Here is a 20716-nt window from a genome sequence, read left to right on the forward strand (position 1 = left end):
CCCCCGACGAATTAACGCCGAGCAGCACTTAGCGCTCCCGCCCGGGTGGCCCGAGCGCTTTCCTCAACTGATGCTGGAATTGCCACCGCGCCAGACGGGTTGAGCATGCAGGGCATTGCCTCGTCAGTGCGGCCGGAACCGCACTGACGAGGCAATGATCAGCGGATGGGTGTGGCGCGGGACTACTGGTTGGCGACCGTGATCGTCGTCGTGCGGTAGTTGTTGCGCGTGTCGTTGTTGGTCGGGTCGTAGTTCTGCTCGATGTTGCCGGCGGAGTCGACCGAGAACCACTTGAACGTCGTGGTCTCGGTCACGTGGAACACCTGCCCCGGCTCACGGAACTCGGTCGCCGCGTAGCGGGGCGACTCGAGGGTGGGCCGGCTGCCGTCCGTCGTGTAGTAGATGGTGGCCGGCTCGCTCGTCTCGAAGCGCACGTCGACGGGCCCAGAGTACTTCCCGCCGCCGGGGACGAGCTTGGACGTCGGCTTCTTGTTGTCCTGGCCCCAATCCGCCGCGACCCGGAACATTTCCATGATCCCGTTGGCGTACTCCATCGTCTCGGCGTGGCCGCTGACGAGCTCCGGGTTGCCCACCCAGGCCGGCTGGAACGAGCCGCCCTGCCAGTTGCCGGTGGTGGGGTTGTAGATCGAGCCGCCGACCTCCCAGCCGAAGGCGTAGATCCCGTAGTTGTGGTACAGGTCCTCGCGCACGTTGCCGGCGGAGGAGTAGAGGACGTCCGACGAGCCGCCGACGTTCTCCGGCGTGACGACGGTCTGCCGGTGCGCCTTGACCTGCGACAGGATCCGGGAGGCCGACTGCCAGTAGAACGCCTCGTCACCCAGCGGCGGGCGCGGCGTGGTGATCCGCCCGTCCGCGATGTAGGCGCCCGGCTGCCAGAACAGCTGGCCGCCGTTGGAGTGCACCGACATCATGAACTTGATGTTCCGGTACTTCTCGACCAGCCAGATGATGTTCTTCGACTCGGGCTCGGACAGCTTCTCCGGTCCCTGGTAGGTGTCGCTGACGCAGCTGGTCGACCCGCCCGAGTAGCCGTCGTGGCCCGACCCGACCCGGTAGTTCCGGTTCAGGTCGACGCCCCAGGAGTTGCGCCGGGCCGGATCGGCGTTGTCGTCCGCGCAGTGGTTCGTCATGTTCCGACGCTGCGAGGCGAAGTTGTAGAAGCTGTAGTTCGCCCCGTCGGGGTTGTTCGACAGGATGAAGAAGACGTCGGTGTTGTCGACGATCTTCTTCGTCTCCCAGTCCGACTTGTAGTTGTGCACCAGGCGCTCGGCGGACTCCAGCGACGTCGTCGCCGGCACCCACTCACGGGCGTGGTCCTGCGCCTGGATCAGGACACCTGGGTTCCTGCCGTCGCGGTGCTTGCCGATCCGCAGGACGGGGATCGTCGCCGGACCGCGCGGCACCTCGCCCTCCGGTGCGCCGGCGCGCTTCTCATTGAGGAAGTCGGTCAGCGCGACCGGGCCGGACGTCGCGGCGACGATGCCGGTGCCCGCGTTGGTCCGGTACGGGTGCGCCCGGTCGATCAGGCCCTGGGACTGGGTCTTCAGCGCCGTCGCCACCTGGGCGGCCGTGCTCGCCAGCCCACCGGAGGCATCCTTGGCCAGGAGGACGCGGACCGCCTTGCCCGCCACCTCGACCGTGAGCGGGAGGTTCGCCCCCGGCCGGTTCACGAACTCGACGGTGACGTCGTTGCCACCCTCGTGGCCCCACGCCGCAGAGCTGACGACGACCGCCGATTGCCCGGTACCGCCGATCGTGGCCTGCGCCTTACGCTGGTAGCCGTTCGTCTTGTTGGGCAGGTAGACGATCTCGGCGATGTCCGGGTACTGGCGGGCGATCTCCTCAGCGCGGCTGTAGAGCTGCTGCGGAGTCCGGTAGCCATCGACAAAGTCCCACTTGTAGGCCGGGTTCGCGGTCAGCGGCGGCGCGCCGTCCTCGAGCCAGTTGGAGACGTAGCCGGTGGTGACGCCGCCGGTCGAGCTCGTGACCCGGATCTGGCTCGGGCGTGCGTCGAGCTTGAACAGGTTCCGGTGGAACATGTACTGCCCGGAGTCGACGAACCGGCTCATCGTCCGGGCGAAGCCGAACGACGAGCCCGCGCCCGAGTCGTTCTCGAGCTGCATGGTGACGATCGGGTTCGTCTGCTGCCCCGCGGTGGTCCGAGCCTCGACGTAGAGGAAACCCTGGCCCTTCGTGGTGAACCAGTCGGCGCGGACGACCCGTACCGTCTCCTCGTGGCTGAGCAGCTGGACAGCCTGCGCGCGGCGGGCCTGGATGCCGCCGTCGGCCTCGTTGCTCCATGCGAAGCCCTCGTCGTCGCCGAGGATTTCGACGCCCATCGCCTCGAGTTCGGCGATCTGCTCGGCGGTCACCACCGCCTCGCCTTCGATGCCGTTCGGTACGCGCTTGAGGCCGTGCTCAAGGTCGAAGCCCGCGGCGACGACCTGGTCCAGCATGTCGGCGCCGGCCATCTGGATGTGTACGAGGCGTACCTGTGCCGGGTCCTCGAGCTGGGAGCGCCCCGAGCCCGCCGTCGGCTCCGCGCCGGCGGGCGCGGACGCCATGAGGACGCTCCCCACCAGGGCGGGCAGCGCGAGAAGTGCGATGCGCACTTGGGTACGTCGCATTCTCCCCTCCTTCTGCTTGTGGCATGTGGTTGAAGTGGTGGCCGACCGCGTCTCGGGCCGGTCCAACCAGGACGGTCGTGCTGAGCTCGCGCGCGGTGAGCCTGGGAACGACGATGGTCGCCGTCGTGAAAAGGATCGGGAGGTAGGTCTCCCCGCCGGGGTCGCGTCGATCTCGAACCGCTCCCACACCGGGAGTCGGTTGTGCCATTGCACCTTTTGGATGCCCTTGGGCCTATCTTGGGATGCAACCTCCCTGTGAATCCGAAGCGATCGGAGCGGGCTGGAGCCGAGGGGAGCGTATGTGCATCTATTAGCGGCGTTGTGGCGCGTGAACCGGATTTGAGCATTACTTGAGGCATCGGTGAATCGTGTCTGGACGGTCCGCCATCGCCGCTGCTGGTCGCCCACCGATCACCCGATTTCCAGGGCATTCGCCGTGCGCTCGGCGCGCCGTCAGGTGCTGGTCATGCCTCGCCGAGCCCGGTCAGGGTCGGCCGGGAAGCAGTTCATCGCCGGTTCGCCCACGCGGGACGCCGGCTCGTTCGAAGGTTACGCTGCTGGGGGAGGAGACCCGCGACCTCGCTACTGCCCGTGTCTGCTGGCCCGGTCGACGCCCTTGTGCACCCGCACCGTCCGGTCGACGAGTTCACGCAACGCGCTCTCGTCGACGTCGTCGAGCCGGTTGAGATAGAGGCATCCCTTTCCGGTCTTGTGCGGGCCGAGCCGGGCGAGCACCGAGGCGTGCCGTTCCTCGAATCCGCCCACCAGGTAGACGACGAGCTGCTGCTTGCGCGGCGAGAAACCCACCAGCGGCCAGTCGCCCGTGCGTCCGCTGTCGTAGGTGTAGCGGTAGCTGCCGAAGCCGACGATGCTCGGGCCCCACATCACCGCGGGCTCGCCGGTCACTTCGCGCAGCAACGTGCGGAGGCGTTCGGCGTCGGCCCGCCGGCGTTCGTCGGGGACCGCGGCCAGGAAGTCATCGACGCTGGCGTCGGTCGGGACGGTCACCGGCTGCTTCGATGTCGCCATGCCGGTCATGCTGCCACGGGAGTGTGACACCGAGCTCGCGATGGATGTCGACGCCCAGCCCGGACCGGGCAGCCACCACCGGTCGGCCCCGGCACAGCCGTCCTGACCGCCGCACGGCCGCCGCCGGTCGGATCTCCGCCAGTCACTGGTCGAGCCCCCGTGGGGACGGAGTTGACCGCGACGACTGCCGACGCCGACCGGCGGGAGTGCTAAGCACCTGGCGGCGGGGCCGTCCGAGGTGCCCTGGACACGGGTGTTCCGGGCGGTCGGTTCGGCGATGCTGCGGGTTGGCGTTGCCGTGGGCAGCGGGTCCCGGTCGCCGTGCGGGCGAGCGTACCCAGTGGATCGGTCAGCAGCTCCAAGAAGCCGAGTTCGGCGGCACCGACCAGGGTGGCGTCGTCGCCGAGCGCCGAGGTGTGCAGCCGTACCCGCTCCCTGGCGACCGGCAGCACGTTGGCCGCGATGCGGGCGCGGACCGGGTCGACCGCGCCCGGATACACGTCGCGCAGCATGCCGCCGAAGATCACGATGCCGGGGTTGAACAGGTTGATCAGGTTCGCCACCCCGATGCCGAGCCAGTCGCCGACGCGGTGCAGCGCGTCCCGGGCCACCGGGTCGCCGCGGCCGGCGTCGTCGACCACCGCGCGCAGGGCGTCGCGGCCGAACAGTTCGGCGGGCCGTCCGGCGGCGTCGAGCAGGGCCCGTTCGCCGACCTCCGCCTCCAGGCAGCCGCGCGAGCCGCAGCCGCAGGGCCGCCCGTCGTACGGGTTGACCACCATGTGCCCGAGCTCGCAGCCGTATCCACCCTCGCCGTCCAGCAGTTTGCCACCGACGATGATCCCGCCGCCCACGCCGACGTCGCCGTGCAGGTAGATCAGGTTCCGGAAGCCGACGCCCGCCCCGCGCTGCTGCTCGGCCAGCGCTCCGAGGTGGGCCTCGTTGCCCACGGACACCGGCAGGTCGAGCCCCAGCCGACGGCCGAGTTCGGTGCCGAACGCCTGGTCCACCCAGCCCATGTCGGGTCCGAAGCGGACCATGCCGTCGCCCGGCCGGATCATCCCGCAGTACGACGCGCTGACCCCGACGCACACCGAGGCCGGCGGCGCCGCCTCGTGCAGTTGCCGACCGAACCGGGCGAGGACCTCGACCACCCGGTCGAGGTCGGCTCCGGCACGTGGACGGGGCGCCCGCCGGCGGTCCAGGATGACGCCGCCCAGCCCGACCCGGGCGGCGACGAGCCAGCCCACGGCGACGTCGAACGCCAGCACATACACCCGGGTGGACTCGGGGCGGACCACCAGCGACGGCCGGCCCGCCCGCCCGGTGTCGGTCGGCGGGTCCTCACGGACCAGGCCGGCGGCGGTGAGTTCCGCGGTCAGCGCCATGATCGTGCTGCGGTTCAGCCCCATCCGCTCACCCAGCGCCGCACGGGAGAGCGAACCGCCCAGGTGCACGTGTCGCAGCAGGGTGCCGAGGTTACGTCGGCGGATCTCGTCCTGGACCAACCCGACCTCCGGCGGTGTTGCGGCGTCGCGGGTCCATTATCCCGGCGGCCGTGTGCGGCAGGCACCTCCTTCGTCGAGCGGTAGCACCACAGGGCCAACCGACAAGGAAGATTGTCTTGACAAGAAAAATTGTCGGTGGGAGAGTGGGGTCATGTTCGACATCGCAGTGATCGAGGACCCGGCGGCGGCCGAGGCGTCGCTGGACCCCATGCGGGCCCGGCTGCTGGCCGCACTCGCCGAGCCGGCCTCGGCGACGATGCTCGCCGCCCGGGTCGGCCTGCCTCGCCAGAAGGTCAACTACCACCTCCGCGCGCTCGAGCAGCACGGCCTGATCGAGTTGGTGGAGGAGCGCCGCAAGGGCAACGTCACCGAACGGGTCATGCAGGCCACCGCAGCGTCGTACGTGATCTCGCCGGCGGCCCTCGCGGCCGTGCGGCCCAACCCGTCCGACGCGCCGGACCGGCTGTCCGCGCGGTGGCTGCTCGCGGTCGCCGCCCGGCTCGTGCAGGACGTCGGCGCGCTCATCACCGGCGCGGACCGGGCGAAGAAGCGGGTGGCGACGTTCGCCGTCGACGCCACCGTCCGGTTCGCCTCCGCCCGCGACCGGGCCGCCTTCGCCGAGGAACTGGCCGCCACGGTGAGCGCCCTGGTCAGCAGGTACCACGACGAGAACGCCCCCGGCGGCCGCGAGCACCGGGTGGTGCTCGCCCTGCACCCCAGCGTCAACCCCACGACCGGCAACGAATCCGAGGAGTCCTGACATGACCACCACGACCAGCCCGATCATTGCCCGGACCCGCCCGGCCAGCCGTACCGTCAGCGGCACGTCCCGCCGCCAGCGCGCCCTGGGGGTGGCCGCCGCGGTGGCCGCGAACAGCATGCTCTACCTGGTCGGCCGCGCGGCCGGCGTGGACTTCACGCTCACCGACCCCGGCGCCACCCAGGCACACCCGCTGATCCTGCCGGAGATCGCCGTGTTCAGCCTGGTCTTCGGGCTGCTCGGCTGGGGTGCCCTCACGCTGCTCGAACGGTTCACCCGGCACGCCCGGGCGGTCTGGAGCGGGCTGGCCGGGACGGTGCTGGCAGCGTCGTTCATCCCGGTCTTCATCGAGCAGGCCACGGGGGACACCCGGCTGATGCTCTGCGTGCTGCACGTCGTGGTGGCCGTGGCGCTGCTGCCGATGCTCCGCCACCGGGCCGGCGCGGCCGCCCGCTGACCCACCCCCGGACCCACCACCTCCCGGCCCCAGCCAAGGCGCCGGCCACCAGTAAGCGACTCGACAGAACTCTCGACGACACCGATCACCGGAAAGGCTCCGCATCATGGGACACCACTTCGAACTGCAGAAGGACATCGAGCTGGCCGCCACCCCCGAGCAGGTGTGGGAGGCGATCGCCACCGGGCCGGGCCTCGACTCCTGGTTCATGGGCCGCAACGCGGTGGAGCCGCGCGAGGGCGGTCGCAGCAGCCTCACCATGGCCGGCCACACCGACGAGGCGACGGTCACCGCATGGGAGCCGGGGAAGCGGTTCGCCATCCGCGCCGAGTCCGGGCCGGACGGCGCCTTCAACGCCATTGAGTACCTGATCGAGGGCCGCGACCAGGGCGCCACGGTGCTGCGGCTGGTCCAGAGCGGCGTCCTCAGCGACAACTGGGAGACCGAGTACGAGGCGATGCAGGCCGGCTGGGACATGTACCTGGGCACGCTGGCCGCCTACCTCGCCCAGTTCCCCGGCCGGACCGGTGCCCCGGTCGCCGCGTTCCGCCCCGGGGCCGGCACCCCGGACCAGGCCTTCGCGGCGGTGGCCGACGCGTTCGGCATCACCGGCCCGATCACCGAGGGGCAGCGGGCCCGGCTCACCGTCGACGGCCTGCCGCCGATCGACGGGGTCGTCGACCTCGCCGGCCTGCCGACCTACTTCGGCGTTCGCACCGGCGACGCGCTCTACCGGTTCCTGCACTCCGGCAACGAGCGTGGCAACGTCCTGGTCCTCGGCCACCACATCTTCGCCGCGGACCAGGACCCGGCCCGGGTCGAGCAGGCCTGGCAGAACTGGGTGAACGAACTCCCCATCGGCTGACCGGTCGGCGGCAGCCCGTCGACCGCGACGACCGGGAACGGCCGCTCCCACGCCGGGAGCGGCCGTTCCCGCCGGACGCCTCGCGAAGGACGGCCAACCCCGCCGGGCATCCACTCCGACGGGATGCGCCGGCACCGGCCGACAGCACGAGTCATCGACATCGGGTCACCGGCTCCATAGACTCCGGTCTCTCTGCTACCACAAGTCCAGGGAGGACCACGTGCCGAGCGATATCCGACCGCACGCCATCCCGCAGTTGCTGTCCCGCCTCGCAGGCGTGGCGGTGGTGTCCGCCGCGCTGGTCGCCGCCGGTGGCGCCGCCGCGACCGCGGCACCGGCAGCCGCGCCGGCGCCCACGAAAGGCCCGTGCGCGTACACGCCGACGCCGGACGAGCCGGCCGCCCGGCCGGTGGCGCTGCCGCCGGACCCCCGACACACCCCCGACCGCGGCACCGTCCGGGTCACCCTGCGGACCAGCCAGGGCCCGATCGGGCTGACCCTCGACCGCGAACAAGCCCCGTGCACCGTGCAGAGCTTCCTGCACCTGGCCCGGCACAAGTTCTACGACCGGACGCCGTGTCACCGGCTCACCGCGTACCCGACGCTGAAGGTGCTGCAGTGCGGCGACCCGTCCGGCACCGGCGAGGGCGGTCCCGGCTACCGGTACGCCGACGAACTGCCCACCAACCTGCCGCCGGCGCCGACCGACCCGACCGGCGTGCGTCGGCTCTACGCCCGGGGCACCCTGGCCATGGCCAACGCCGGCCCGGACACCAACGGCAGCCAGTTCTTCCTGGTGCAGTCCGACTCGGCGCTGCGGCCCAACTACACCGTCTTCGGCACGGTGGACGAGGCCGGCCTGGCGACCCTGGACCGGATCGCGGCCGGCGGGATCGCCGCCACGCCGGAGGACCCGGCACCGGTCGACGGCGCGCCGGCCCTGCCGGTGGAGATCGGCCGGGCCACCCGGGGCCGCTGAAACCCCAAGCGGCCCCGCCGCGCCGAGTAGGCGTGACGGGGCCGCCGGTGGGCAACCAAGGCGTCAGGGGCGCTCGGCCCGTGGCCGTGCGTGGTATCAGGGCTCGTCGTTGAGCGTGGTGATGGCTCTGACGGGTGACAGGATCAGCCACAGGGCGGCGGAGACGCCGGCAAGGCCGGCGAGGACGAGGGTGGGACGCAGTCCAATGGTGGTGCCCAGCCAGCCGCCGATCAGCGCACCCAGGGGGCGGATGCCGTAGTTGATGGTGCTGTACGCGCCGGCCGTCCGCCCCCGGGCGCCGTCGGGCGTGACCTTGGTGATCAGGGCGTTGAGGTTGATGTCCATGAGCATGACACCGACCGAGGAGACGAACTCGACCGCAGCGAGCAACGCGATCTTCGTCCAGGTCGGGCCGCCGCCCAGTGCCAGCAGCGCCAGCGGCGCCGGGAAGAGCGCGGTGCCGATGATGGCGGTGCGGCCGACGCCGATCGCTCGGGTCACCCGCGGGGCCAGGGCCGCGCCGGCCAGGCCGCCGAGGGCGCCCGCACCCATGCCCAGCCCGATGGCGCCCGCCGACAGGCCCAGCTCGCGGCTGGCGTAGAGCACCAGCAGCGCCGACACGATGAAGGTGAAGAAGTTGACGGTGGTGGTGGCGCCGAGGGCGGCGCGCAGCACGCGGTGTCTCAGCAGCAGCGCCAGCCCGTCCCGGATCAGCTCGCGGGTCGACGAGCGGTTCGGTGCCGGCGGTGCCTCGCCGGCCGGGATGCGCCGGATCAGCAGCGCGGATCCCAGGAACGACAGGGCGTCGGCGGCGAGCGCGACGGGTGCGGTCAGGAGTTGGATCAGCGCGCCGCCGACGGCGGGACCGGCGACGAACGATCCGGCTCGACTCAGACTGAGCTTGCTGTTGGCGTCGATGTAGGCCGCGCTCGGCACGAGCGTGACGAAGAACGACGGGTAGGCCATGCTGAACAGCACCGCGCCGGCGCCGCTGAGCACCGCGACGACGAACAGCTGGGCCAGGCTGACCACGTCGAGCAGGTAGGCGACGGGCAGGCTGACCAGCACGGCCGCGCGGGCCAGGTCCGCGACGATCAGCAGCCGCCGCTTGTGCGTACGCCGGTCGACCCAGGCGCCGACGAACACGCCGAACAGGTACGGCAGCCAGATCAGGGCGGTGAGCAGGCCGACCTGGCCGGGGGTCGCGGCCAGCATGGTGACCGCGATGAGTGGGAGGGCGAGTTCGGTGATCCGGTCACCGAACTGCGAGATCGTCTGGGCCAGCCAGAACGCCCGGAAGTGCCGGCCGGTCCGGACCGTGCCGGCCGGGGCGGCGGTGACGGCGCTCATGCCTCGGTCTGCTCGTCGCCGTCGGGCTCCGGCAGGACGTACTGCAGCAGCCGTACGCCTCGAGCCCCGGCCGGCGCCTCGGCCTCCGGGCGCTGCACGTATCTGGCGATCAGGGCTTCGACGTCGTCTTTGAGCTGCTGCATCTCCTCGGCGCTGAGCATGATCCGGGTGTTGGCCATGCCCGCGGCCCGCCGCCACGCGGTGTCCAGCTGCGGCTCGTCGTGCAGCAGCCACTGCTGCGGCAGCTCGGCGCTCTGGGCGAACATCTCGCCCTGGAGTTGGCGTGCCGCGTTCTGCCCGTCGGCGTCGTCGGGCAGGTTGAACCGGAACCCCTTGGCCGCCGCCTGCCACCAGCGCTCGCGCCGGTTGGTGGCCCCGTCCCAGTCGGTCACCAGCCCGAACGAGGCCAGGTGGCGCAGGTGCCAGCTGACCACCGAGGGGGTGGCGCCCACGTGCGGCGACAGTTGGGTCGCGGTGGCCGGGCCATGGCGTTGGAGATGGCCGAGGACGGCCAGCCGCACCGGATGCGCGAGGGCCCGCAGCGCCTGTGGGTCGGTGATCTCGAAGTCCCCGTAGGGATTCTTGAGAGGCATGTTTCGAAAGTAGTCTCTCACGTCCTCGCTGGCAACGATGATTCGCTTCGAGGCCTGGACGGGGTCCGGTCAGTGCTTCTTCTTCGCCGGCTCATCGCGGTGGCCGACGATGTGCGGGGACGCGGCCAGCAGGTACACCGCGAGCGTCATCACGATCAGGCCGATGGCCTCCACGGAGATCGCCCCCGGCGTCAGCCGCAGCGTCCCACCGAGCACGCCGATGCCGACCGCGATACCGGCGAGCGGCTCGGCCGCGGCGAGCGGTGGATAGGCGACGGACAGCGGGGCGAGGTCGTACGCGCTCTGCGCGAGCAGCGTGCCCAGCAGTCCGATCAGCACCACGGCGTACGGTTGCCAGCTGGTCAGCAGCGCCAGCAGCCCCTGGGTGAACAGCCGGTGCGAGGCCGACTGGGTCAGCGCGGACTGGAGCCCGAACAGCATGCCCGCCCCGATCGCCAGCATCGGCGCTTCCTGGTTGGGGCGCAGCCGGCGCGCGGTGCGGACGAGTGCCCAGGTCAGCGCGCCGATGGCGGCCGCCGCCACCGCCCAGTCCCAGGCTGGCACGCCCTCCGGGTTGCCCGGTCCGGGACTGCCCGCCACGAGGAAGGCGACCATGCCGACGGTGACCGCGGACGCCACCGCCCAGTCCCGCCGCCGCAGCGGGCGCCGGGTCCACAGCGCCGCAACCGACAGGGCGAACAGCAGGCGCAGTACCAGGACGGGCTGCACCAGCACGACCGAGCCTTGGCCGAGAGCGAGACCGCTGAGCGCGCCGCCCATCAGGGTCGCGGCGAGACCCAGCAGCCACAGGCGCTGCCGGGCCAGATGCCACAGCAGTCCCACGTGCAGCGCCAGGCCGTCCGGGGCCTGGAAGGCGACCCGCTGCTGGATGACCGAACCGGTCCCGAGCAGCAGGGCGGCGCCGAGCGCAAGGATGAAGACCACCGAAGGGCGTACCCCTTCTTCTCCGTCCGATGCGCCGGTTCCCGGCCGGCGCCGAGCAGTTGGCCCTCGTCCGCGGCTGCCGGCGGATGAAGTTGCGGAACGAATCGGTGCGGAATCGTCTCACCTATTCCGCTGCCGCTGGAAAGGCAACGAGCGGCTGCCGACCGTCCGACTACTGGACTTCGGTGAGGATTTCGTAGATACCGGCCACCCGCAGTTGCTTTTGCACAAAAGCGCTGAGTTCACGTACGACCAACGCGGTGCCGAGTTGCTGGGCGGCCCGATGAGCGGAGAGAAGGGTCGTCAAGCCGGTGGAGTCGAGGAACGTCACATGCAGCATGTTGACCACCAGCTTGGGTGGACGTCGGCGGTTGACCTCGTTCACGACAGCGGCCAGCAGTTCGGCGGAGGTGGAGACATCGATTTCGCCGCGGACATGGAGCAGCGTCGTGCCGTCCGCCGCGAAAGACGTACTGATGGTGAAGTTACTCACGAGTCCCGTGTTCTTTCATGCGTCGATTCCCTCGTGGCTCGCCGTTGTTCGAGCACCATATGCTGCTGCCTGTCCACTCAGAGATTGCCCTCCGGCAAGGAACCTGGGCGGGGCTTTGCCAGCCACCCTGGCTATGCCGCCGAGGCGGCCCGATACGGGCAGATCGCCGGGCTGAGCGGGCGGTGGCCGACCCGCCACCGACCCGGGCCGCGCCACATCGGGTACGCGATGCTGCCGTCGGGGAGCCGGAACGGCTCGTGGGCGACGTAACCGTGCCGCGCGTACAGGTCTCGCTCGGCGATCGTGGTCGCCTCCGCGTAGGCGGGGAGCAGGGCCTGGCCCATCCGCGCGCTGCTCGTGGTGAGCAGTGCGGTGGCCCGCCTGATCCGGTGCGGCTTCGGCGCGACCGTGAAGAACGCCAGGTGGTTGTGGGGATTGGCGGGCCGGTGGGTGGCCAGGACGTCGTCGAGGTGGAGGAACCGGTCCAGGTAGTCGCCGCAGGCGACGGCGAGCTGCTCGCCGTACTCGGTCGGCGGTGGAACGGGGCCGTACCGGTGCAGCCATACCGCGGCGGCGGAGTGGCCAGGCAGGAGGTACGCCTCGCCGCAGAGGAGAGCGTGCTCGATCCAGAGGCGGATGGCGGCGGTGAGCACGGCACGTCGGTGGCGTTCGTCGGGTACCAGCCACGCGCCGACGGTGCTGCCGGCGAAGGGATCGACGACGAGCGCGACGATGTCGGGGATGTCCTGCCAACGGGCGCGGCAGACGGGCAGTGTGCGGTGCACGGAGTTCTCCTGGTTTCAGGTGATCGGTGGACGGCCGAGCGGTCCCGGTTGCGAGCGGGCGAAGCCGGCGACAGTTGTGCTCCAGCGGCAGCGGTGACGGCCGCTGAGCCGACGCAGGGATTCGCGACGACCGGGTATCGGGTTGAGCGCACCAGGCGCGGTTACCCGTTCACCACCCGGCCTTGCCGCCGTTCCGTCTCCGCTGGCGGCAGCGGCCCGGGATGCTCAGGCGGGTCTGGGGTCCGGCCGGTACGAGCGGTCCGCGAGCGGGTCGCACCCACCGGCGCACAGGCCGAGTAGGTGCAGGTCCGGGGCCCAGGAGGGCCGGCACGCGTCGGCCGGGAGGCTGATCCCGCCGTGGGTGGAGCCGCTGGCGGCGGTGCGGGCGGGAGCGGCAGGCGTCGCGCCGGGGGTGTGGCCGGGGTGGCCCGGCCATTGCACCCGGGTCAGCGCGGTGGCATCCGGTGGCTCCGCGCCGCGGCCCGCGGGCGGTGACCAGCGGGGCGGTGCCGGGGGTGCCGGATAGCTGGCGGCCAGCGATGGCGCCGGGTGGGCGAGCGCGTCGGGTGCGGTGGCCGCCGGTGCGCCGTCGGCCACCGCCGGTGGCGCGGTCACAACCGGGTCGGCGGGCGTGGCGGGTGGGCCGATGATCGGCTGGGTCAGGTCGAGCACCGGGTCCAGGACCGGCGGCAGCACGTCCACGATCGGCTCGACCAGCGGCCGGAGCACACTGCCGACCGGTTTCAGCAGCCCTGTCCCGGCGACTTCCGCAACGACGGGCGCGGCGAGGTCCACGACCCGACCGGCCACCGGGGTGGCCGCTTCGACGACGGTGTCCACGCTCGGACGGACGGGGGTGTGCGGCGCGGGCCGTGCCGGTGCCGGCACCCGCGCGGGTGGGGCGTTCGCCGGAGCCGGTGCCGGCGGCTGGCGCCTGTTCACCGCCGGCACGCCGCCCCCGACGGCGGATGCTTCAGCCCCCTCCGAACCGGGCGCGGAGTGCGGCGTGCAGCGCAGGGCACCGCCGAGGATCCGGTCGGCGCCGTCGAGCGCGTCCCCGAGGAGGCAGGATCGAGCCGGCGCGGCAGCCTGAGCCGGGTCCTCCGCGACCGCGCCGGACAGGCCCCAGACGGCGAGCACGCCGCCGAACAGGAGGATGCCACGCAGCGTCCACCTGGTCAGTCGGCCTTGACACCGCGACAACGGGCACCTCCGGAGGGAGCACCTCTGCTCACGCCACGACCCCAGATTGTGCCCGTCGTGACCGTCCGGGCACCCTCCGACACACGGGCTGGCTGAATGCCGTCGCGGTTTCCGGGTACGCAGGCGGGTCTTGACGAGTCGTAGGGAGGCCCGATGAGTGACACCGTCGGAGGCCGTGCTGGCGGGCCTGCGGGGCGGGGCGCCCCGGCCGAGCGCCTGGCGGCGGACGTGGCCGACGTGGTCCGCGAGGAGGTGCGGGCGGTGCGGGCGCAGTTGACCGACGCCGCCCGGCCGGCGGGTGTCGGTTTCCTGCTGCTGGCCGCCGCTGGCGGGTGCGTGGTGCTGGGGATCGGGGCGGCCTCGACGACCACGCTGCGGATGCTGGAGGCGGTGCTGCCGCGGCGGATGGCGGCGGCGGGACTGACGGCCGGCTACCTCGCGGCAGCCGTGTTCCTCGGCGGCCTGGGCCTGCAGCGGCTGCGGACCGCGGGCGGCAGCTCCGCACGCCTGGCCGACCAGGTCGGGAACGCCGTGTCGAGCACCGCTGGTCGGGTCGTCCCCGCCGGCACCTCCGCCGCCCGCGACGGCTGGGAGCGATGACACGACCGGGTCCGTGCCGGCCGGAACCGACCGCGGGCCAGCAGCGCCGGCAGGGAACCGCAGGGGAGGGAGCAGCCATGGGGGACAAGCACGAGCAGGCGGAACAGATGCGGCCCGAGGTGCCGTCGACCGTCGCCCGCTCCGACGACAAGGCGGTACGGACGTACAAGAAGACCCTGGAGTCGGCCGAGGAGACCTACGGCGACGGGGAGCGGGCGCACCGGACCGCGTACGCGTCGCTGAAGCACACCCACGAGAAGGTCGGCGACCACTGGGAACCGAAGGAGCACCGGGGACCGTCGGATCCGCAGGCGGCGCTGGGCACACCGGAGTCGGCGCAACGGCGGCGGCCCACCGCGCAGGGCGTGGACGTCAACGCCAGCAAGAGCCATCTCGACGAGGTGGCCCGGAAGGTGGGCATCGAGGACCCGCAGGACCTGAACAAGGACGACCTGGTCCGAGCGATCGAGAAGGCGAACGCGCGCGCCACCGCCCGGGCCCGCAAACGCTGAGCCGGACCGGCCCCGGCACCGGGGTACGCGTGGGCGGGACTACAGCCGCAGCCGAGTGGCCCGGTCGTACGTGTCGGCCGGGTCCTCGCCCTCGGTGAGGTCGACGTCCTCGACGACCCGTCCGTCGTTGAGGCGGATCAGCCGGTCGCAACGGGCAGCGATGGCCCGCTCGTGGGTGGCGAGCAGGATCGTCATGCCGTGCCGGTCGCGCAGGTCGAGCAGCAGGTCGAGGATCTGTGCACCAGTCGTCGAGTCCAGGTTGCCGGTCGGTTCGTCCGCGAGCAGCAGCCGGGGCGCACCCATCAGGGCCCGGGCGATCGCCACCCGCTGTTGCTGACCGCCGGAGAGCTGGGCGGGCAGCGCCCGTTCCCGGCCGGCCAGCCCCACCGCCGCCAGGAGCTCCCGGGCCCGGGTCGGGTGGTCGCCGCGTCCCCGTCGAGGTAGCACCGGCGCGATCACGTTGTCCAGCACGGTGAGCGCCGGCAGCAGGTGGTAGCGCTGGAAGACGAAACCGACCCGCTGCCGGTAGCGGGCCAGGGCGGCCCGGCGCAGCGCGGTGACCTCGACGTCGTCCACCGTCACGGTCCCCCGGTCGGCCTGCTCGATCGCGCCGATCATGTGCAGCAGGGTGGACTTGCCGGAGCCGCTCGGCCCGGTCAGCGCCACGACCGAGCCCGGTGCGATCTCCAGCGACACGTCGTCGATGGCGGTGAGCCGCTCGGCGCCGGCGCGGAACTGCCGGACCAGCCCCGATGCCCGGACCGCGCTGCCGGGGGTCGCATCCATGGTCACTCCTCTGCGAGTAGTCGTGCGGTGGGGAGGCGGTGCAGCAGCGCGGCCGGGACGAGCGCGGCGAGGCAGGTGACCAGCATCCCGGCCAGCGCCACGGCGGCCGTCACCAGCAGCAGCGACGGGGGCAACTCGCCGACCAGCCAGGCCGCCCCGCCCAGGCCCAGGCTCGCGCCGGTGAGCGCGCCGAGCGCGCCGAGGAGCAGTCCCTCGTATCCGATCAGGCGGCGCAGCGCGCCGTCGGTCCAGCCGGTGGCCCGCAGCGTCGCCAGTTCGGCGGCGCGGTCGCGGATGTTCAGGTAGAGCACGTCGGCCACCGCGGCCGCCCCCAGCAACACCGTCGCCACCGCCGCCATGGCGTCCGCGCCGCGCACGCTCAGCGACACGGTGTCGCCGAGCAGGCTGCCGACGATGGCGCCGCGGAAGGCGTACACGGCGGCGGCGACCACGGTCAGCGCGGCCACCCCGATGGCCAGCGCGCCCGCGCCGAGCAGGGTGCGACCGGGGGCACGGACCAGGTTCACCAGGGCCAGGCCGGGCAGCGAGCGGGGTCGGCGTACCCATCGGGCGGTGGCCACCGGCGGGCGCAGCGCGGCGGCCGGGTGGGCGCGCGCGGCCCGCAGCGCCGGCGCCAGGCCCGCGACCAGTCCCAGCAGCAGGGCCACCGGTACGGCGAGCAGCGCTCGCCGCCAGTCGACGGCGATGTCCAGCGCGGCACCGAGCGGGAACGCCAGGCCGACCGAGAGCAGCCCGGCGGCCAGCCCCAGCGCGGTGACCTCACCGAGGATGAGCGCCCCGATCCGGCGCGCCGGCCAGCCGAGGCAGGCGAGCACCGCCAGCTCGGGGCGGCGGTCCCGGACGGCGGCGGAGACCGCGTTGCCGAGGAACAGTACGCAGACCACCAGCACCAGCACGAAGAGCGCGGCGCTCTTGCGGTCCACCGCCTCGACGATCGCGGAGGCCACCCCGAGCGCGGACCAGTTCTCCGTCAGCCGCAGCTCCGGCCGGCCGAACGCGCCGGCGGGCAGCTCCACGGTCTGCGGGGCGGGCGACGAACCGAGGGTGACGTCGACATCCAGGCCGGTCACCTGGGCGATTTGCTCGGCGACCAGCCGGACCCGCTCAGCCGAGCGCTTGCTGTACCCGTGCACGTCGGCGACCCTGACCCGGATCGCGCTGATCGGCGCCGTCAGCTGTGGGCTGCTGCCGCCCTTGAGCAGCTCCGGCACGCTGGCCAGGTTGGTGAGCAGCAGCGGCGGTGCCGAGAGGTAGCCGGCCGGGTTGCCGCTCGGCTCCAGCGGCTGCCCACCCAGCGCGGCGCGGCTGCGCGCGTCGGCGCCCTCCGCCACCGGCGGCTCGTACGTCTCCAGCGGCACCTTGCCCAGATCGCTGAACCCGGCCAGCTGGTCCGGATCGAAGACCCCCACCGCCCGCCAGAGCCGGAACGCGTACGGATCCTTCGGCAGCGCCAGTGGTCGTCCGGCGCGCGAGCCGCGGTCGTCGGCCAGCCAGGGGCGGGGCAGCGGGTTGCCCGTGAAGCGTGCCCCGTACAGGTCCGGTGCGATGGGCGGTCGTGCGGCCGGCCGCAGGCTGCCGTCGGGCGACCATTCGTACCGCACGTCACCGGACTGCAGCACGTTCTGCAGTTGGCCGACGCAGCATCCGGTCCTGCCGAGTCCCGCGGCGAGCGTGGCGCGGTGCCCGTCCGCCACAGTGGACTGGCCCTCGCCGGCGGGGATGCCGGCAGTGCCGGCCAATGTCTTCTCCAGGTCCAGCCCCGGCACGCCGGCGGGACTGGTGCCCGGCAGCCGGGTGAGGCGCGCGGTCAGGGCCTCGTCGATGAAGGACCTGGCGGTGAGCAGGACCGGCAGTTCCCGGTTGACTCCGGCGCCGGCACTGGTTTCGATGATCGTGTCGTCGATGCGGATGGCGCGGCCTGCGATCACCGCGTTGGAGAGGCCGATGAGGCGTTGCTCGGCGGCGGGGTCGACGGCGGCCAGCAGGAACGGCACGCTCAGGTCGTACGCCATGACGAGCCGGTCCGACGTGGTCGTGGCTCTGTCGCCGCCGCTCAGGATGCCGGGTGAGCTCTCGAAGCGGCCGTCGGGCAGCAACCGGACGACGTCTACCCGCCAGGCCGCGCGTTCCGAGTAGGTCCCTGGTTCCCCGATCAGTGCCCATCCCGGGTCACAGACGGGCAGTGACCGCCCGTCCGGCAGCACCTCCCGCGGGACGGGCCCGCACGCCTCTTCGTAGGGATAGGACCGACCGTCCGAGTACGGGGTCGACCGGTTGTCGAACTCCACGGTGAGGCGTGGGTAGATGACCGGGTTCTTGGTGACGTAGACGTAGCGGGGCTTGCCCGGCGCGGCGGAGAGGCCGCGTTCGGCGACGAAGGTCGGGTCGACCCGGATCACCTGGCGCGCGAGCGATCGGTCCACCGCGCCGGTCAGGTCCAGCGGGGTGGGCACGGGAGTGGTGGAGTAGCCGAGCATGGCGATGGGTGCCGCCACGTCGACCCCCGTCACCGCCTGCACCTGGTCGTACTGCGCGGTGGTGATGCCGCCGTAGAGGCCGGAGAGGTAGTTGGGGCGGACCAGCCCGCGCTCGGCCTCCAACGGCGTGCGCGTCCCCTTGGGACGGACCAGGATGTCGTACGCGGCCCGGGTGCTCCGCTCCACCGTGCCGGTCACCGCCAGGCGGGAGGTGGTGGTGGCGCCGGTCAGGACGACGAAACCGGTGGTGGCCACCAGTACGCCGACCAGCAGCGCCACCGACCGTCCCGCACGGCCGCGCAGCTGCCTCCAGACGAAGTTGAGCATGTCGCGCCTCCCCGTGTGCTGCCCCACACTCTGCGCGATACATTGTGACAATGCAAGACCCTACGGGCCGGAGGCGTCCAGCCCGGATTGGAGGAGACGGTGGCGATCCAGCACGCGGTCCTGGCCCTGCTCGCCCGGGGCCCCAGCTACGGCTACGAGCTGAAGAGCGCCTTCGAGGCGGCCGTCGGCCCACAGTGGGGGCCGCTCAACATCGGCCACCTATACCAGATCCTCGACCGGCTCTCCCGCGACGAGCTGGTGGTCGCCGAGCGGCAGCCCCAGCCGGTCAAACCCGACCGGGTCGTCTATGAGATCACCCCGGCCGGCCGCACCGAGCTGCACCGGTGGCTCGCCGAGCCCAGCCCCCGCAGCGGCGGATTCCGGGACGACTTCTTCCTCAAGGTCACCGCCGCCGCCCGCTCGGGTGCCGAGGCAACCGTCCGGACCGTGCTCGGCAACCAGCGCGGCCACCTCATGCGGGAGCTGCGCAACCTCGACGGACTGCGCCGCAGGACCGACGACCCGGTGGTCCGGCTACTGCTCTCGGCCGCCACCCGGCACGTCGAGGCCGACCTCGCCTTCGTCGACGACGCCGAAGCGGCGCTGCTCGCCGACGGTGGCGCGCTGCTCGCCACCCTGGCCGCCGGTCGCAGCCGGACGGCAGCGGACGCCGCCGGCGAGGCCCGCGCTGCCGGCTGAGCTGGTCAGGCGAGGCGTTCGATCGTGGCGGGGAACAGACCATGGGCGCGCGCCACGCCGATGAGCTGGCGGAGCACCCAGGGCAGCGCGTCGCCGCCGGCTGGCTCGGCGGTCACGTCGAGGCACCAGGCGATGCCGCCGCCGACGCGCCGCAGGTCCCAGCGGACGTTCGTGTCATTGACCCGGAGCCGGCCGGTGCCGACCACGCCGGGCCGCGCCCCATCCGGATCGTCTAGTCGGAGCAGCGCGCCCAGCCGGGCCAACCGGCGGTCGTCCAGCTCACCGGCGAAGAGGATCCGGTGGACGTCCGGGCCGTCGCTCAGGCGTAGCGGCGCACCGGTGGCCAGCGGAACGTCGTCGCGGAAGTGGCCGCGCAGCTCCTCCTCGGCGGGCAGGTCGCCGCCGCCGAGGCGGTGGTAGGTCGCCTCGGCGGTGGCCCGGTCGACCGCCGCCAGGCGGGCGCGCAGCCGTGGGTCGGTGCGGACCGCCCGGGCGTACGCGGCCGAACTCCACCAGCCGCCGTCGGCCGGCGTCCACCCGGCACTGCGCAGTCGTGCCGCGGCCAGGTCGTCCGCCAGGACGAACTCCTCGACCAGCAGGCCCGCCAGCTGGCCGGGGTCCGCCTCGGCGCGCAGGACGTAGTAGTCGAGCAGGTCGCTGCTGGTGTAGCGGGCGGCGGTTTCCGTGGTCATCCCGGGACCGTACTCCCGCGCGTCGGCGGATCAGGGGAACGACACCGCGCCGGGGTGGCAGCGGGGCCTACCGAGGCTTGCCCGGCGGGCGGCCCGCGCGGATGCTGAGATGTATCGACCCTCAACGATTGAAGAGGAGCTCTGGATGCGTCGCCTGCCACTCGTCGCGCTCGTCCTGGCCGCTCTGCTCGTCGGCACCCCGGCCACCGCCCAGGCCCGGCCCGGACCGCGCCACCGCGGTGCTCGCGGAGATGCGAACCCCCGGCACCGCCTGGGTCCTCGACCCGGCCACCGGCCGGATGACCCTGACCGTCGACGGCACGGTCACCGGGGCCGAGCTGGCGGCGCTGCGGGACGCAGCGGCCCGCGGCGGCGCCGTGCTCCGCCGGGAGCCCGGCCGGTTGCGCCCCCTGATCGCCGGCGGCCAGGCCGTCTACGGTGGCGGCGGTCGCTGCTCGCTCGGCGCCAACGTCCGCAGCGGCAGCACCAACTACCTCGTCACCGCCGGGCACTGCACCAGCCTCGCCGACACCTGGTACGCCGACAGCGCGCACACCACAGTGCTCGGCTACGTGACCGGCAGCAGCTTCCCCGGCAACGATTACGGCGTGGTGCGCTACACCGGCACGGTCGACCACCCCAGCGCCGTCTACACCTATCCGGGCATGCTCACCATCTACCGCGCCGGCAACGCGTACGTCGGTCAGAGGGTCTGCCGCAGCGGCGCCACCACCGGCGTGCGGTGCGGCAGCGTCACGGCACTGAACGCGACCGTCAACTACGCCGAGGGCACGGTGTACGGGCTGATCCGGACCAACATCTGCGCGGAGCCCGGCGACAGCGGCGGTCCGCTCTACGACCCCTCGACCGGCACGATCCTCGGCATCCTCTCCGGTGGCAGCGGGAACTGCGCGAGCGGCGGCACCAGCTACTACCAGCCGATCGGGGAGATCCTCACCGCGTACGGCCTGACCATCCCCTGAGCCGGCC

At 72.5% G+C, this 20716-nt stretch carries 20 protein-coding genes; 8 read left to right on the forward strand and 12 right to left on the reverse strand.

Translation table 11 applies throughout. From position 1 onward, the window contains the following. Positions 1–182: 182 nt before the first annotated feature. The 3 genes from A6A27_RS30985 to A6A27_RS30995 all read right to left on the reverse strand — a co-directional run bounded on the left by A6A27_RS30985 (position 183) and on the right by A6A27_RS30995 (position 5182). Positions 183–2648 carry a M14 family metallopeptidase gene (locus A6A27_RS30985; protein WP_073838192.1) on the reverse strand — a complete coding sequence of 822 codons (2466 nt, stop codon included), beginning with the start codon at positions 2646–2648 and terminating at the stop codon, positions 183–185. A 582-nt stretch (positions 2649–3230) separates the two neighbouring features. Beyond that, positions 3231–3677, reverse strand: coding sequence for a DUF1801 domain-containing protein (locus tag A6A27_RS30990; protein ID WP_073838193.1), 447 nt, complete (start codon positions 3675–3677; stop codon positions 3231–3233). A gap of 209 nt (positions 3678–3886) precedes the next feature. Further along, the gene (locus tag A6A27_RS30995; protein WP_083673006.1) at positions 3887–5182 is read right to left on the reverse strand and encodes an ROK family transcriptional regulator; all 1296 of its coding nucleotides are present in this window, start codon (positions 5180–5182) and stop codon (positions 3887–3889) included. A 151-nt stretch (positions 5183–5333) separates the two neighbouring features. Here A6A27_RS30995 and A6A27_RS31000 point away from each other — a divergent pair, with 151 nt between their 5' ends. The 4 genes from A6A27_RS31000 (at position 5334) to A6A27_RS31015 (ending at position 8243) form a co-directional block, all read left to right on the forward strand. Next, positions 5334–5942, forward strand: coding sequence for an ArsR/SmtB family transcription factor (locus A6A27_RS31000; protein WP_198940520.1), 609 nt, complete (start codon positions 5334–5336; stop codon positions 5940–5942). Between the two features lies 1 nt (position 5943). After that, positions 5944–6399, forward strand: a complete 456-nt coding sequence (locus A6A27_RS31005; RefSeq protein WP_073838194.1) for a DUF6069 family protein — start codon at positions 5944–5946, stop codon at positions 6397–6399. 106 nt (positions 6400–6505) lie between these two features. Further along, complete coding sequence (locus tag A6A27_RS31010) at positions 6506–7264, forward strand: SRPBCC family protein (protein WP_073838195.1); 759 nt, start codon at positions 6506–6508, stop codon at positions 7262–7264. 220 nt (positions 7265–7484) lie between these two features. Continuing rightward, positions 7485–8243 carry a peptidylprolyl isomerase gene (locus A6A27_RS31015; protein ID WP_073838196.1) on the forward strand — a complete coding sequence of 253 codons (759 nt, stop codon included), beginning with the start codon at positions 7485–7487 and terminating at the stop codon, positions 8241–8243. 96 nt (positions 8244–8339) lie between these two features. On the opposite strand, the gene A6A27_RS31020 is transcribed toward A6A27_RS31015, so the two are convergent. From A6A27_RS31020 to A6A27_RS31045, 6 genes are all read right to left on the reverse strand, one after another. Continuing rightward, on the reverse strand, positions 8340–9593 hold the full coding sequence (locus A6A27_RS31020) for an MFS transporter (RefSeq protein ID WP_073838197.1): 1254 nt from the start codon (positions 9591–9593) through the stop codon (positions 8340–8342). After that, complete coding sequence (locus A6A27_RS31025; RefSeq protein WP_073838198.1) at positions 9590–10186, reverse strand: ArsR/SmtB family transcription factor; 597 nt, start codon at positions 10184–10186, stop codon at positions 9590–9592. Before A6A27_RS31025 ends, A6A27_RS31020 begins: the two co-directional genes overlap by 4 nt. A gap of 69 nt (positions 10187–10255) precedes the next feature. Beyond that, entirely contained in the window at positions 10256–11131 is an 876-nt protein-coding gene (locus tag A6A27_RS31030; RefSeq protein ID WP_073838199.1) for a DMT family transporter, read from the reverse strand. Between the two features lie 172 nt (positions 11132–11303). Continuing rightward, positions 11304–11624 carry an STAS domain-containing protein gene (locus A6A27_RS31035; protein ID WP_073838200.1) on the reverse strand — a complete coding sequence of 107 codons (321 nt, stop codon included), beginning with the start codon at positions 11622–11624 and terminating at the stop codon, positions 11304–11306. Positions 11625–11755: 131 nt separating this feature from the next. Then, positions 11756–12409 (reverse strand): hypothetical protein, encoded by a 654-nt coding sequence (locus A6A27_RS31040; RefSeq protein ID WP_073838201.1) that lies wholly within the window; start codon positions 12407–12409, stop codon positions 11756–11758. A gap of 225 nt (positions 12410–12634) precedes the next feature. Beyond that, the gene (locus tag A6A27_RS31045; protein WP_143194261.1) at positions 12635–13612 is read right to left on the reverse strand and encodes a hypothetical protein; all 978 of its coding nucleotides are present in this window, start codon (positions 13610–13612) and stop codon (positions 12635–12637) included. A gap of 153 nt (positions 13613–13765) precedes the next feature. On the opposite strand from A6A27_RS31045, the gene A6A27_RS31050 reads away from it, so the two are divergent. Beyond that, positions 13766–14212 carry a phage holin family protein gene (locus tag A6A27_RS31050; protein WP_073838203.1) on the forward strand — a complete coding sequence of 149 codons (447 nt, stop codon included), beginning with the start codon at positions 13766–13768 and terminating at the stop codon, positions 14210–14212. 77 nt (positions 14213–14289) lie between these two features. Continuing rightward, on the forward strand, positions 14290–14724 hold the full coding sequence (locus A6A27_RS31055; protein WP_241825532.1) for a ChaB family protein: 435 nt from the start codon (positions 14290–14292) through the stop codon (positions 14722–14724). 39 nt (positions 14725–14763) lie between these two features. On the opposite strand, the gene A6A27_RS31060 is transcribed toward A6A27_RS31055, so the two are convergent. Together A6A27_RS31060 and A6A27_RS31065 are read right to left on the reverse strand one after the other, a co-directional pair. Further along, positions 14764–15510 (reverse strand): ABC transporter ATP-binding protein, encoded by a 747-nt coding sequence (locus A6A27_RS31060; RefSeq protein ID WP_073838204.1) that lies wholly within the window; start codon positions 15508–15510, stop codon positions 14764–14766. Positions 15511–15512: 2 nt separating this feature from the next. Next, positions 15513–18335, reverse strand: coding sequence for an FtsX-like permease family protein (locus A6A27_RS31065; protein WP_073838205.1), 2823 nt, complete (start codon positions 18333–18335; stop codon positions 15513–15515). Positions 18336–18434: 99 nt separating this feature from the next. On the opposite strand from A6A27_RS31065, the gene A6A27_RS31070 reads away from it, so the two are divergent. After that, positions 18435–19034 (forward strand): PadR family transcriptional regulator, encoded by a 600-nt coding sequence (locus A6A27_RS31070; RefSeq protein WP_073838206.1) that lies wholly within the window; start codon positions 18435–18437, stop codon positions 19032–19034. A gap of 5 nt (positions 19035–19039) precedes the next feature. Here the strand turns inward: A6A27_RS31070 and A6A27_RS31075 are convergent, their stop codons facing one another. Continuing rightward, positions 19040–19726 (reverse strand): hypothetical protein, encoded by a 687-nt coding sequence (locus tag A6A27_RS31075; protein WP_073838207.1) that lies wholly within the window; start codon positions 19724–19726, stop codon positions 19040–19042. Between the two features lie 251 nt (positions 19727–19977). On the opposite strand from A6A27_RS31075, the gene A6A27_RS31080 reads away from it, so the two are divergent. Beyond that, complete coding sequence (locus A6A27_RS31080) at positions 19978–20709, forward strand: S1 family peptidase (protein WP_143194262.1); 732 nt, start codon at positions 19978–19980, stop codon at positions 20707–20709. The last annotated feature ends 7 nt before the right edge of the window (positions 20710–20716 follow it).

Origin of the sequence: Micromonospora sp. CB01531 (assembly GCF_001905095.1) — a bacterium.
Lineage (GTDB): Bacteria > Actinomycetota > Actinomycetes > Mycobacteriales > Micromonosporaceae > Micromonospora.

Excerpts from the sequence above, each read along its gene's own strand:
- A6A27_RS31000 (WP_198940520.1), top strand. The coding sequence starts at position 5,334 with ATGTTCGACATCGCAGTGATCGAGGACCCGGCGGCGGCCGAGGCGTCG.
- A6A27_RS31050 (WP_073838203.1), top strand. The coding sequence starts at position 13,766 with ATGAGTGACACCGTCGGAGGCCGTGCTGGCGGGCCTGCGGGGCGGGGC.
- A6A27_RS31060 (WP_073838204.1), bottom strand. The coding sequence starts at position 15,510 with ATGGATGCGACCCCCGGCAGCGCGGTCCGGGCATCGGGGCTGGTCCGG.
- A6A27_RS31010 (WP_073838195.1), top strand. The coding sequence starts at position 6,506 with ATGGGACACCACTTCGAACTGCAGAAGGACATCGAGCTGGCCGCCACC.
- A6A27_RS31025 (WP_073838198.1), bottom strand. The coding sequence starts at position 10,186 with ATGCCTCTCAAGAATCCCTACGGGGACTTCGAGATCACCGACCCACAG.
- A6A27_RS31065 (WP_073838205.1), bottom strand. The coding sequence starts at position 18,335 with ATGCTCAACTTCGTCTGGAGGCAGCTGCGCGGCCGTGCGGGACGGTCG.
- A6A27_RS31055 (WP_241825532.1), top strand. The coding sequence starts at position 14,290 with ATGGGGGACAAGCACGAGCAGGCGGAACAGATGCGGCCCGAGGTGCCG.
- A6A27_RS31020 (WP_073838197.1), bottom strand. The coding sequence starts at position 9,593 with ATGAGCGCCGTCACCGCCGCCCCGGCCGGCACGGTCCGGACCGGCCGG.
- A6A27_RS31005 (WP_073838194.1), top strand. The coding sequence starts at position 5,944 with ATGACCACCACGACCAGCCCGATCATTGCCCGGACCCGCCCGGCCAGC.
- A6A27_RS30985 (WP_073838192.1), bottom strand. The coding sequence starts at position 2,648 with ATGCGACGTACCCAAGTGCGCATCGCACTTCTCGCGCTGCCCGCCCTG.
- A6A27_RS30990 (WP_073838193.1), bottom strand. The coding sequence starts at position 3,677 with ATGGCGACATCGAAGCAGCCGGTGACCGTCCCGACCGACGCCAGCGTC.
- A6A27_RS31075 (WP_073838207.1), bottom strand. The coding sequence starts at position 19,726 with ATGACCACGGAAACCGCCGCCCGCTACACCAGCAGCGACCTGCTCGAC.
- A6A27_RS31080 (WP_143194262.1), top strand. The coding sequence starts at position 19,978 with ATGCGAACCCCCGGCACCGCCTGGGTCCTCGACCCGGCCACCGGCCGG.